Raw genomic sequence first — 12064 nt, 5'->3', positions numbered from 1 at the left:
CGGCTCCTCCGTCGCATCGCGTGGGCGCGCCCTCCAGGGAGCGCGGGGGGCGCCGCTTCAGGCGCTGCGAGCGGACCGGTCGAAGCGCAGGCGGAGGCTCTGTAGCCCGCGCAGGCTGAACATCCTGCGCCACACCACCGGCTCCGGCTCCCGCGAGAAGGGCGGCAATCGCCGGAAGATCTCCTCGAAGGCGATCTTGCCCTCGAGCCGCGAGAGGGGCGCGCCGACGCAGAAGTGGATGCCGAACCCGAATCCCACGTTGCCGCGCTGCTCCCGGGCGATGTCGAACCGGTCCGGATCGGAGAACTGCGCGGCATCCCGGTTGGCCGACGCGATGATCGGCACGACGATCGCGCCCTTCGGGAGGGTGACGCCGGAGAGGGTCACGTCCTGGGTCGCCTGCCGCATCAGGAACTGCGCGGGCCCCTCGTAGCGGAGGACCTCCTCGATGAAGCCCGGGATCAGCGACGGGTCCTCGCGGAGGCGGCGGAGGGCGTCGGGGTTCTCGAGGAGCGCGAGCGTGCCATTGCCGATGAGGTTCGTCGTCGTCTCGTTGCCCGCGATCAGGAGCAGGACCACCATGCTGAGCACGTCGTCCCCCTTCAGCTCGCCGTACTCCACCTCGCCGCGGATGAGGTCGCTGATGAGATCCTCGCGCGGCTGCCGCTTCCGCTCCGCGATCAGCTCGTGGAAATAGGCGCGCATCTCGCGGCGGCTCCGGAGCACGCGCTCCACCTCCGCGTCGCTCAGCTGGCCGACGCCCGAGCTCACGGCGTCGTCGGACCATCGCTTGAAGTCCTCGCGGCGCGCCGGATCGACGCCGAGCATCTCGGAGATGACCGTGACCGGCAGCGGCACGGCCAGGTCCTCCATCATGTCGAAGGTGTCCTTCGCGAGGATGCGATCGAGGTACTCGGTCGTGATCTCCCGCACCCGCTGCTCGAGCCGCGCGATCGCCCTCGGCGTGAACGCGCCGCTGACGAGCTGGCGCACCCTGGTGTGGACCGGCGGATCGCTCATGAGGAGGTTCACGTCGCTGACGGCGACCGGCTCGCGCTGGAGCCGCTCGTCCTGCCGGCTCGTCCTCGCCACCATCGTGTCGGACGAGAAGAGCTCCGGGTGCTTGAGGACATAGACGACATCGTCATAACGGCTCACCGCCCAGAAGCCGCCCGGATCGACCTGGCACACAGGCGCCTTCTCGCGGAGCGCGGCGTAGACCGGATAGGGATTCTGCGTGAACTCGGGCGAGGCGAGGTTGAACGCGTGACTCATGGTTCCCTCCACGAAGCAAGCTCAGCTTGTGGTCTGGCATACCATGCGGCCTGGTGAAGGCAACATCGCCGGAGAAAATCGCCGGACCGAAGAAAGGACATAACGGTAACTCCGGAGCATCGCGTGGTCGTTCTTGCGTTCCCGGAATATTCCACTGGGACGGTGGATGACATCGGTGTAAATCGCCGCGGCAGCCGGGGGATCGGGGGTGAGCCACGGTCCGGCTCGGTCGCAGGCCAGGCGCCGGAAGCGAGCCCTCTGCGGCGAGATCACGTGAGCAGAGAGCACATGCAGAGGGCGCGAGCACCGGGGACGAGTGGAGATCCCGAGCGGCTGCCGGGCCGTCGCGCGCTCCTCGCCGGCGTGGGGGCGACCGCGGGCCTGCTGCTGCTCGGCTGTCGCGGCGAGCCGGTCGACGTGCGCGATCAGGCCGCGATCGCGGCCGGCGGCAGCCGGGGTTACGCCGGCCCGGCGATCGATCTCGCCTTCTGGACGGGCTTCACCGGGGGCGACCGCCCGCCGATGGAGCGGCTCGTCGAGCGGTTCAACCGCGAGCACGACAACATCACGGTGCGGATGAGCGTGACCCGCTGGGGCGACTTCTATCAGAAGCTCCCCGCCGCGGTCGACAGCGGCAATGGCCCTGACGTGGCCGTCATGCACGCGGACCAGCTCGCCACGGCGGCGGTCCACCGCACCCTCGTCCCGCTCGACGAGGTGACCGACGCGCTCGGCCTCGGCGCCGGCGACTTCTCCCGGACGCTCTGGGACGCCGGCGTCTACCGGGGTCGCCGCTACGGCATTCCCCTCGATGTGCACCCCCTCGGCCTCTATTACAACCGCGCCGTGCTGGCCGACGCAGGCCTCGGCGACGCTGCGCTGCCGCGCTCCCGGGGCGACTACATGGCGGTGCTCGAGCAGCTCAAGCAGCGGGGGATCCAGGGATCGTGGGTGTCGCCGGTCCTGTTCACCGGAGGGCTGATGTTCCAGTCGCTCCTGTGGCAGGCCGGCGGAGAGCTGTTCTCGGAGGACGGCGCCCGGGCCACCTTCAACTCCGAGGCCGGCGTCGAGGCGCTGGGCTTCATGCTCGAGCTGATCCAGCGGGGGTACAGCCCCCGCGACGTCGGCCAGGACGCGGACAGCGTCGCCTTCACCAACAACCGGAACGCGTTCATCTGGAATGGTATCTGGATGATCAACGTCTACCGCGCGATCCCCGGGCTCGAGTGGGGCGTCCTCCCGGTGCCCACGATCGGCGCGCAGCGGGCGGTCTGGGGCAACTCGCACAACCTCGTTCTCCCGCGCCAGCCCGCGTCCGGCCAGGGCCGCCTCCAGGCGTCGGTGGTCTTCGTCGACTGGCTGAGCCGGCATTCGCTCGAGTGGGCGAAGGCCGGCATGGTGCCTGCCCGGCGCGAGGCCCGCGAGAGCGCCGCGTTCCAGCGCATGACCGAACAGGCGATCTTCGCCGAGCAGATCCCGGTGGTCCGCTTCCCGCCGGCGATCGCCGGCGTCGACTCGGTGCGCGCGTCCACCCTCGATCTCGCGGTGAACGAGGCCGTGCTGCTGAGGTCCCCGCCGAGAGAGGCCCTGAACCGCGCCGCCCGCGAGGCCGACGCGCTGCTCTCGCACAACCTCAGGAAGTTCGGGAGGGCGCTGTGACAACGGTCGACGTACCCCTCGTGGAGCCCGGCCGCGTCGCCGCAGACGGCGGCGCGCCGCGCGCTGCTCCTGGCGTGGGCCGGCTGCGGCGCGACGCCGCGCGCCCGGGGCGGTGGGCGCCGTACCTGTTCCTCGCGCCGTACCTCGCGCTGTTCGGCCTCTTCGTCGTGGTGCCGATCGTGCTCGGCGTGTGGCTCAGCCTCCATGACTGGGACCCGTTCCTGCCGACAAGGCCCTGGGTCGGGCTCGACAACTACGCCGACCTGTTCCGGTCCGGCTCGCCGATCCGCGGCAATTTCTGGCGCGCGCTGCGGGCCACGGCGCTCTTCACGGCGTTGAGCGTGCCTGTCCTGGTGACGCTCCCGCTGCTGCTCGCCCTCGCGCTCAACCAGCGCTTCCCGGGCCGCTCGTTCTTCCGGGCCATGTTCTTCGCGCCCTACGTGCTCGGCGTGGCGGTCGTGGCGCTCATGTGGCGGCTCCTGCTCGACCCGCACATCGGCGTGGTCAATCACCTGCTCGGGAAGATGGGTTTGCCCTCGGACACGGGCTGGACCACGGCGGTCCCGTGGGTGTGGGTCTCGCTGGTGGGGATGACGGTGTGGTGGACCCTCGGCTACAACGCGGTGATTTACCTCGCCGGTCTGCAGAACATCCACCACGAGCTCTACGACGCAGCGCGCATCGACGGCGCGACCCGCTGGCAGCAGTTCCGCCACGTCACCGTGCCCGGGCTCAGGCCGGTGTTCGTGTTCGTCGTGACGATGACCGTGCTCGCGTCGGCCAACATGTTCGGGCAGGCGTACCTGGTCACCGGGGGCGGGCCGGGCAGCGAGACCCGCACGACCATCATGTACATCGCCGAGGAGGGGTTCCGGAACTTCCGGCTCGGCACCGCCGCGGCCATGAGCTACGTCCAGGCCTTCTTGCTCGCGCTCGTCAACATCGGCATGTTCCTCCTGTTCTTCCGCAGGGGCCGCGACGAGGAGATCCAGTGAACCTCCGGTCGTTCGCGCCGCTCGCGGGGAGCCGCCCTGTCCGCCGGCGGAAGATCGAGAGGGCCCTGTCGTACGCCGCGCTGATCGTGCTCGCGGTGGTCTATCTGGCCCCGGTGATCTGGATGGCGCTCACCTCGCTGAAGTCGCCGCCCGAGGCCACGGCGGTGCCGCCCACGCTCGTCCCCGCGCGGCCGACGCTGGAGAGCTACGAGGCGCTCGCGGGCGCGAGCTCCGGGGCGCCCGTGTTCCGCTGGCTGCTGAACAGCATCCTGGCCGCCGTGGCCCACGCGCTGCTCGTGCTCGCCACGGCGGCCCCGGCGGCCTATGCGCTCGCGCGCATGGAGTTCCGCGGCAAGCGGCTCGTGCTCGCGGCGATCGTCTCCACGCTGTTCATCCCGCCGATCATGTTCCTGCCGTCGAACTACCTGATCGTCAGGGCCCTCGGCTGGCTCGACAGCCTCCCGGCGCTCGTCGTGCCGCCGGCCGCCTCGGCGTTCGGCGTGTTCTTCCTGCGCCAGTTCTTCCTCGGCCTCCCGCGGGAGCTCGAGGAGGCGGCGGCGCTCGACGGCGCGAGCCGGCTGGTCGTGTTCTGGAAGATCGTACTGCCGCTGTCGAAGCCGGCGCTGGCCACGCTGGCGGTGCTCAGCTTGCTGAGCAACTGGAACGACTTTCTCTGGCCCATCTACGTGCTGTTCAACACGGACAAGCTCACGCTGTCGCCCGGCCTCGCGCTGCTGCAAGGGGCGCACGCCACCGATTATGCGCTCGTCACGGCCGGCGCGATGGTGGCGAGCGTCCCGATCCTCGCGGTGTTCATCGCGGCGCAGCGGTACGTGATCGAGGGTGTCGCCCGCACCGGCCTCAAGGGGTGATCGGCGCGCGGGGCGCGACGACGCGGGCGCGACGACGCGGGGCACGACGTCGAGAAACGCCTTGAAACGCCGCGCAACGTGAGCGCGACGGCGACGCCCCGGAATGGACATTTCCTGTCCGCGCACGTCCTCGACGTCGCTTGACCTGGAGTCGCTCTCGGGGGAAACTCTCGGTCCACGGCGGCTGGCGGCGCCCCCTTCGCGCGGCCTCGCGCCGCGTTGTGACGGCTCGTCCCTGGTTTCATGAGGATAAGAAACCACAGAGGCACAGAGGGCACAGAGGAGAGAGAATGACTCTGGTCCCTCATCCTCTGTGATCCCTGTGCCTCTGCGGTTCGTCTCCTCCTCCAACACGGAGCCGGGGGCGAGCCCGGGCGACGCGGTAGACAGACGCCGCGAATCGCCTGTCGCCAGGGACGACTGGCGTGCTCTTGGCTTATCTTTTCTTCACCCTTGCCCTGGTGGATGGATGACCATCGTCTTCTTCTGGTTCCTTCAGCGCGGCCTCCGCGCGAGCTCGGCCATGAGGCCGAAGATCTCGAGCAGGCCGGGCGGCGCGAGCTTTCCTCCGCTGAACTCGCGGTAGAGCGTGTGCACGTTCACCGCGATGCGCTCGGCGTCGCTCCAGCTCGCGTAGTCGCCGAGCGCGATGTCGCGGGCGGCGTCGGCCGGGGACATGCCGGCGTCGTAGCGGCGCCGCGCCTCGTCGCGGATGTACACGAGGTAGTCGCGGACCGCGCGCACGCCGCTCCGATCCGTGATGGGGCCGTGTCCGGGCACGATGACGTCGACGTCGGCCGCGAGGATCGCGTCGCAGGCCTTGATCCAGTTGCCGACCGGCCCTGCCCACATGATCGGCGTCACGTCGATGAAGAGGACGTCGCCGGTGTAGAACACGCGATCCGCGGGCACGTGCACCAGCAAATCGCCGCTCGTGTGCGAGGGGCCGACCTCGAGGAGGCGGACCTCCTTGGCCCCGACCGTGAGCGTCAGCTCTCCGTCGAAGACCCGGGTGGGTGCGGTGGGGGCGATGCCGTCGAAATCGAAGGCTCCGAAGCAATGGAGGAGGTAATCGCCCAGCGCGCCGGCGGCGCCGCTGCGCGCTTGCCGCATGATCGTGGCGAGCATCGGCGCGGGGATCTCGTCCATCTCGGCGGCGCTGGCGCGCGTGGCGACGATCGTCGCGCCGGCGACGAGCGCGTTGCCGTAGCAATGGTCGCCGTTCGCGTGGGTGTTCACGACCGTGCCTATCTGCGCCGCGGCGGGGGTCGCCGCGCGCATGGCGTCGAGCATCTCGCGCGTGCGCTTCAGGTCGAAGAGCGTGTCGACGAGCAGCGCCTCGCCGTCCGAGGTGACGAGGCCCGCGTTGCTGAGCCCCCAGGTGCCCGCCGGCTGGAGATAGGCAAAGCAGCCGTTGCCCACGTCGTGCAGCCCCTGTTCATACCGCCATCCGGCCATGGATACCCCCTCGTGCCCGAGCGCCCCTTGGCGCGTCTACGGGCCTCGGAGCGTAGGTCATGCGCCGGCCGCTCTGGAATCGAAATCGGCCCGTCCGACGGCGCTGTTGCCGCGTGCGGGAGCGGCGCGCGCGGCGCGAGGCGGGCGTGCGTGGCGCGAGAGGGGAGGGCGAGAGGGGGCCGCGTACTCTTCGCGAGCGCAGCTACCAGGCGTAGGCCTCCGGCGCCTCGCCGCCGGGGCCCGGGAAGATCTCGTCGAGGCGCTTCATGTGCTCCGGCGTCAGCTTGATCTCGAGCGCGCGCAGGCTGCCGTCGAGCTGCTCGGCGGTGCGCGGGCCGATGATGGGCGAGGTCACGACGGGGTTCTGGAGCAGCCACGAGAGGGCCACGTCGGCCGGCTTCTCGCCGAGCTCGGCGCAGAACGCCTCGTAGGCCTCCAGCCTGGGGCGGGCCTTCTCGATGCGCGCCTGCGCGTCCGCGGACGCGCGCCGGCCCTCGCGCGCCTTCTGGAGGGCGCCGCCGAGCAGGCCGCCGGCGAGCGGGCTCCAGGGCAGGACGCCGAGCCCGAACGCGCGGCACGCGGGCAGGACCTCCAGCTCGACGGTGCGCGCGTTGAGGTTGTACAGGCTCTGCTCCGACACGAGGCCGAGGAAGTGGCGCTGCGCGGCGAGGCCGTTGGCCTGCGCGATCTGCCAGCCGGCGAAGTTGCTGCTGCCCACGTAGAGGACCTTGCCCTCGCGGACGAGCTGCTCCATCGCCTGCCAGATCTCGTCCCAGGGCGTCTCCCTGTCGATGTGGTGCATCTGGTAGAGATCGATATGGTCCGTCTGCATGCGGCGCAGGCTCGCCTCGCAGGCGCGCCGGATGTGATAGGCCGAGAGGCGCCGCTCGTTCGGCCCCTCGCCCATGGGGCCATAGACCTTCGTGGCGAGGACGATGCGCTCCCGCCGCTCGCCGCCCCGGGCGAGCCAGCGGCCGACGATCTGCTCGGTGATCCCCTCTCCCCGCTTCCGGCCGTACACATTGGCCGTGTCGAAGAAGTTGATCCCGTGCTCGAGGGCCCGGTCCATGATCGCGAAGCTGTCCTGCTCGCTGGTCTCCGGGCCGAAGTTCATCGTGCCGAGGCAGAGTGGGCTGACCTTCAGGCCAGTGCGTCCGAGATTGCGGTAGTTCATGGCGACCGGAGGGTAGCAAGGCGGCCCGCCAGCGCGCCATATGCGGATGCTGAACGCGCGGTAAGGTTTCGCCGGAGCCGCGCGCCGTGAAGCCGGCCCGGCGGGCGAGGGATCCGAGCGCGTCGGCGAGCTCGGGGGAGCCGCGCTGCGGGCCGCGCGCGGGGTGGCGAGGGCGCGGTGGGAGCGCGGCGCGCGGCCAGCGCGGGAGAGCCGCGCCGGCGCGGGAGCGGCTTCCTTGATGCGCTGGCGTGCTTCACATACGCTCTTTTGCGAGGGGCGAGGAGAAGACCATGTGGCAGCACGAGGACACGGAGATCCAGCACGCGGAGGACGTCCACGACGAGGCGCGGGGGATGCGCGGCGTCCGGTTCACGATCGATATCGGCCACATCGACCCGCTCGACGCCGCCGCCCTGTGGTGGGATCAGCACGGCCAGGCGCGGGAGCTCTTCCCCGGCACCGCGTGCACGATGCAATCGGGATCGTACCGGGAGCCGAGCTTCGTCCTCAGGACGAGCGTGGATCTCCCGGGCATCGGCGCCTTCATGCAGACGGCGCGGTACTCGGCGCAGCGGGAATCGCCCGATGTCGTCGTCATCAGCGCCGACGTGTTCGAGGAGAACATGCTCTGGTCGCGAGGGATCGTGACGTCCCGCTTCTCGCCGGGCTCCGGCGGGACGACGCAGCTCGAGGTGACGAGCCTGTACGCGCCGCGGGTGCCGATAACGATCCTGAACCAGGCGTCGTTCGCCGCGGCGCGCGCGCACCAGCGGCGCTACCTCTCGGGGCGGCGCCCGACGGCCGAGGAGAGGGAGCAGTTCCTGGCGGCGATCGGCGCTGTGTAGCGCGCGGGGAGGGGAGCGCGGCTCAGGCGCGGCGCTGGCGGCGAGGCGGTGAAGGCGGCTCGGCGCGCGGCGTGGCGGCGGCCAGCACCGCGGCCTCGTGCGCGGCGAAGCGCTGCTGGAGGAAGTCGACGAACAGCCGCGCCCGGGCGGGCAGGAAGCGCCGGCTCGGATAGAGGACGTTCACGGCCGAGCTCGGCGCGGGCAGGTCGGTCAGCAGCGGCACGAGGCGCCCGGCGTCGATGTCCGCGGCGACGTCCCAGATCGACTTGAAGGCCAGTCCGTGGCCCGCGACGGCCCAGTCGCGCGCCAGGTCGCCGCTGTCGGCCACGAGCCGGCCGGAGGGGCGGACGGTGTGGAGGCCCTGCGGGGTGCGGAAGGTCCACGAGAGCGGGCGCATGCCCGGGCGCTGCAGCACGATGCACGCGTGGTCGTCGAGGTCCGCGGGCGCGCGCGGCCACCCGCGGCGCGCGAGGTAGGCCGGCGCGGCGCAGAGCACGCGGCGGCTCCGGGCGAGCCGGCGCGAGACGAGGCGCGAGTCGGCCAGCGCGCCGATGCGCACGGCCACGTCGACGCCGGCCTCGAGCAGGTCCACGACGCGGTCCGACAGGCTCACGCGCACGCGGAGCTGCGGGTGCGCCGCGGCGAAGTCGGCCGCGGCCGGCCCGATCCACTGCCGGCCGAGGTCCACCGGCGCCGACACGTGCAGCACGCCGCGCGCCTCGGCCTGGCCGGCCGACACAGCGAGCTCGGCCTCGCTCACGTCGGCGAGGATGGCGACGCAGCGCTCGTGGTACGTCGCGCCCTCCCCGGTGAGCGTGAGGCGCCGCGAGCTGCGCTGGAGGAGGCGCACGCCGAGCGCCGTCTCCAGCCGCGTCATGCGCTTGCTCGCCACGGCCGGCGAGAACCCGAGCTCGCGCCCCGCCGCCGAGAGGCTGCCGCTCGCGACGGCGCAAACGAACAGCCGCATGTCCTCGAGCTCGACCATCGCCCGCTCCCGACGCGGATCCGACCTCGATCGGCCGCGAGGCGCGCAGGGTAGCGGCGAGGGCGGTCATCTTCAACTTTTTCGAAAAGCTGGTTCGGCGATCGGCGCCGTTCTCCTCCATGGTGGAAAGGATCAAGGTGGTCCTGTGGCCGCGCCGGGGCGGGGCCCGGGTCCAGCAGGGCTTCGGGCTCGCGCTCCAGCGCTGCCGCCAGCGCTGCCTTTTCGAGCGTGCGCGCTGGCCGGCCGCTCAACCGCGTCATCCCACGGAGACATGTCATGAGAAATCCTGTCTTGATCAGCGCCCTTTCCCTCTCGCTCTTCATCGCCGCGAGCGCGTGCTACGTGCAGGGCGCCGGCGCGGAGGACCTGCCCGCGCCGCGGTCGACGGTCGTCGACGCGAGCCTCCCGAGGGCGCAGGCCGACGCGGAGATCCTCGCGGCGCGGCGCTTTTACGCCTTCTGGAACACCGGCGACACGGCCTATCTCGACGCGGCGATCGCGCCGAGCTTCACCGATCGCACCTTGCCCAGGGGGCGCCCGCAGGGCCCGCCCGGGCCGGCGTTCGCGTCGAAGAGCTTCCGCGCGGCCGTGCCGGACCTGAGCTGCGAGGTGGAGCAGCTCTTGGTCGCCGGCGATCGCGTGGTGGCGCACCTGCGATTCCGGGGCCATTTCACGGGCACCTTCGGCGACAGGAAGGGCGCCGGGCAGGCCGTGGACTTCATCGCCACCGACATCCTGCGCGTGCAGGACGGCCGCATCACCGACAACTGGCACATCGAGGACAACCTGACGCTGTTTCAGCAGCTCGGCCTGGTGGCGCAATAACGAGCGCCGGGCGGGCGGAGGGCCTCGGGGTCGAGGAGGAGCAGATCCCGAGATCGCCGCCGGCGGAGGATGCCGCGCTGGACCCGGGGGCGCCGCATTGATACGGCGCTGCCGAGGGGCATTGCTGGTCCAAGAGAGATGGAACCACAGAGGCACAGAGGGCACAGAGGAGAGAGGAGAGATGAGAGAGAGAATAGGACTATTTCTCTCCTCTGTGCCCTCTGTGTCTCTGTGGTTCAAATTCTTCCCCGATGTGCGCTACACGGCCGCCGCGTCGGGGAACCATTCGCCGTGGGCCCGAACGGGACGCGGCACGGGAGGCGGACGCGCGCGACGGGGGGCGCCGCGAACCGCCTGCAGCCGGTCCGGGCCGTCAAGCTGCGCGAGGTAGAGGTTATCCGGCAACTCCTGCCGCCGATTGAATTTACAGACCGCGGCGGGAATCGTAAGTACGAGATCGGGGCCGCACACGTTTGTGCGATGGTTGCACCTGATCTTGCCAGGGAGTATTCGATGCTTTTGTCCAGACGTGACCAAAGGGACGCGTGCGTCTCACACAATGCCGGAATGGCAGCGCGTAAGCGGAGGGGGCTCCTGGCGGCGACGCTGGCGGTCGCCGCGCTCTCGTGGTCCGAGGATGCCCGGGCCAACCAGGAGGTCCGTGACTGGAACACGGTCATGGCGCAGATGGAGCCGCTGACGGGGTTCTTCATGGCCTCGAGGCTCTCGGCGCTTTTGCACGTCGCGATCCACGACGCGCTCAACTCGGTCCCCGAGACCGCTCGGTATCACACCTACCTGCCGCCAGTGCACACCGAGGAGCCCGCCTCCCCCGAGGCGGCCCTCGCCGCGGCAGGGCGGACGGTGCTGGCGACGTACATCGATTTTTACGCGAACCAGAGCCTCCCGCCCGAGTTCTCGAACCCGGGTCTGGCGGACCTGTTGCCGATGGTGGAGACCCTCTATGACACGCAACTGGCGGCGATCCCCGACGGCCCCGAGAAGACGGAGGGCATCCGGATCGGCGAAGCGGCGGCCATCAACCTGTGGAACGAGCGTCTCGGCGACGGGTGGAACAACCCGGATGGCCTCGAGTTCGAGTTCCTCGACAACGACGGCGACGACAACCCGATGACCGGCCTGCCCGGGGAGTACGTCATGCTCGACCCGGCCGACACATTCCCCGGCACGTCGCAGCCGTTCTTCTTCTGGTGGGGAGCCATGACCCCCTGGACGATGGAGTCCAACGACCAGTTCCTGTGCGCCCCGCCGCCAAACCCGAGGAACGGCGCGTTCCGCAGGGACATGGAGGAGACCCGCGCCTACGGCGCCGTGGACAGCGCCGTGCGCACCCCTCAGCAGAGCTTCGAGGCCCTCTGGTGGGAGGCCTGCGACGGGTTCGTCTTCAGCGGCACGTACGCGTTCACCCGGCAGCTCGTCACGGATTTCGAGCTGGACAACTACGAGGCCGCGCGGGTGTTCGCGCTCGCGCTGCTCACCCAGGCCGACGCCATGATCTCCAACGTGAACAGCAAGAACTTCTACCATTTCTGGCGGCCGATCACGGCGATCAACCACTACCATCCGGGCTCCGACTGGAAGCCGCTCATGACCACCTCGCCGAACCAGGAGTACCCCGCCGGCCACCCCATGGTCAGCGGCGCGACCCTCTACGCCCTGATGGAGTTCTTCGGCGGCGGCCGCCTGGATGAGCCGCTCGTCGGCACGAACACCTGCGGAGATATCGTGTTTTCCTCGCTCAAGGACGCGGTCGAGGGGGTGATCAACGCCCGCGTGTGGGGGGGCATCCACTACCGTGGCTCGGGCGAGGTAGGGGCCCGGACGGGCAGGAAGATCGCCAGATATGTGCACAGGAACTTCCTGGAGCCCCTGTAGAACAGCGGCGCGATAACGGCTGAGACCCTCCCGGCCGCCGTTTCCGCCGGGTCCCCCTGGGCCGCCGCAGCCTACACTCC

General features: G+C 70.4%; 10 protein-coding genes. 6 read left to right on the top strand and 4 right to left on the bottom strand.

What is annotated here, in order from left to right:
* Positions 1–57: 57 nt before the first annotated feature.
* Complete coding sequence (locus WME96_RS29060) at positions 58–1275, bottom strand: cytochrome P450 (RefSeq protein WP_437284844.1); 1218 nt, start codon at positions 1273–1275, stop codon at positions 58–60.
* A gap of 288 nt (positions 1276–1563) precedes the next feature.
* Between WME96_RS29060 and WME96_RS29055 the strand changes: the two genes are divergently transcribed.
* The 3 genes from WME96_RS29055 to WME96_RS29045 are packed head-to-tail and all read left to right on the top strand — an operon-like array spanning position 1564 to position 4801.
* Positions 1564–2934 (top strand): ABC transporter substrate-binding protein, encoded by a 1371-nt coding sequence (locus WME96_RS29055; RefSeq protein WP_437284843.1) that lies wholly within the window; start codon positions 1564–1566, stop codon positions 2932–2934.
* Entirely contained in the window at positions 2931–3929 is a 999-nt protein-coding gene (locus WME96_RS29050; RefSeq protein ID WP_437284842.1) for a carbohydrate ABC transporter permease, read from the top strand. Before WME96_RS29055 ends, WME96_RS29050 begins: the two co-directional genes overlap by 4 nt.
* The gene (locus WME96_RS29045; protein ID WP_437284841.1) at positions 3926–4801 is read left to right on the top strand and encodes a carbohydrate ABC transporter permease; all 876 of its coding nucleotides are present in this window, start codon (positions 3926–3928) and stop codon (positions 4799–4801) included. Before WME96_RS29050 ends, WME96_RS29045 begins: the two co-directional genes overlap by 4 nt.
* Positions 4802–5296: 495 nt before the next feature.
* Here the strand turns inward: WME96_RS29045 and WME96_RS29040 are convergent, their stop codons facing one another.
* Positions 5297–6259: an MBL fold metallo-hydrolase gene (locus WME96_RS29040; RefSeq protein ID WP_437284840.1), complete on the bottom strand. Its 963-nt coding sequence runs from the start codon at positions 6257–6259 to the stop codon at positions 5297–5299.
* 202 nt (positions 6260–6461) lie between these two features.
* Entirely contained in the window at positions 6462–7433 is a 972-nt protein-coding gene (locus WME96_RS29035) for an aldo/keto reductase (protein ID WP_437284839.1), read from the bottom strand.
* A gap of 290 nt (positions 7434–7723) precedes the next feature.
* Here WME96_RS29035 and WME96_RS29030 point away from each other — a divergent pair, with 290 nt between their 5' ends.
* On the top strand, positions 7724–8278 hold the full coding sequence (locus WME96_RS29030) for a hypothetical protein (protein WP_437284838.1): 555 nt from the start codon (positions 7724–7726) through the stop codon (positions 8276–8278).
* A 22-nt stretch (positions 8279–8300) separates the two neighbouring features.
* Here the strand turns inward: WME96_RS29030 and WME96_RS29025 are convergent, their stop codons facing one another.
* A complete protein-coding gene (locus tag WME96_RS29025) occupies positions 8301–9263 on the bottom strand; it encodes a LysR family transcriptional regulator (protein ID WP_437284837.1) in 963 nt (320 codons plus the stop codon).
* 276 nt (positions 9264–9539) lie between these two features.
* Between WME96_RS29025 and WME96_RS29020 the strand changes: the two genes are divergently transcribed.
* Positions 9540–10088, top strand: a complete 549-nt coding sequence (locus WME96_RS29020; RefSeq protein WP_437284836.1) for an ester cyclase — start codon at positions 9540–9542, stop codon at positions 10086–10088.
* 567 nt (positions 10089–10655) lie between these two features.
* The gene (locus WME96_RS29015) at positions 10656–11984 is read left to right on the top strand and encodes a vanadium-dependent haloperoxidase (RefSeq protein ID WP_437284835.1); all 1329 of its coding nucleotides are present in this window, start codon (positions 10656–10658) and stop codon (positions 11982–11984) included.
* Positions 11985–12064 lie beyond the last annotated feature (80 nt).

It is taken from the genome of Sorangium sp. So ce406 (genome assembly GCF_051474675.1).
GTDB classification, from domain to species: domain Bacteria; phylum Myxococcota_A; class Polyangia; order Polyangiales; family Polyangiaceae; genus Sorangium; species Sorangium cellulosum_G.
This window is presented reverse-complemented; position numbering and strand designations above follow the sequence as displayed.

Coding starts and splice junctions, on each gene's coding strand:
- WME96_RS29060 (WP_437284844.1), bottom strand. CDS start 1,275: ATGAGTCACGCGTTCAACCTCGCCTCGCCCGAGTTCACGCAGAATCCC.
- WME96_RS29055 (WP_437284843.1), top strand. CDS start 1,564: ATGCAGAGGGCGCGAGCACCGGGGACGAGTGGAGATCCCGAGCGGCTG.
- WME96_RS29040 (WP_437284840.1), bottom strand. CDS start 6,259: ATGGCCGGATGGCGGTATGAACAGGGGCTGCACGACGTGGGCAACGGC.
- WME96_RS29035 (WP_437284839.1), bottom strand. CDS start 7,433: ATGAACTACCGCAATCTCGGACGCACTGGCCTGAAGGTCAGCCCACTC.
- WME96_RS29030 (WP_437284838.1), top strand. CDS start 7,724: ATGTGGCAGCACGAGGACACGGAGATCCAGCACGCGGAGGACGTCCAC.
- WME96_RS29025 (WP_437284837.1), bottom strand. CDS start 9,263: ATGGTCGAGCTCGAGGACATGCGGCTGTTCGTTTGCGCCGTCGCGAGC.
- WME96_RS29020 (WP_437284836.1), top strand. CDS start 9,540: ATGAGAAATCCTGTCTTGATCAGCGCCCTTTCCCTCTCGCTCTTCATC.
- WME96_RS29015 (WP_437284835.1), top strand. CDS start 10,656: ATGGCAGCGCGTAAGCGGAGGGGGCTCCTGGCGGCGACGCTGGCGGTC.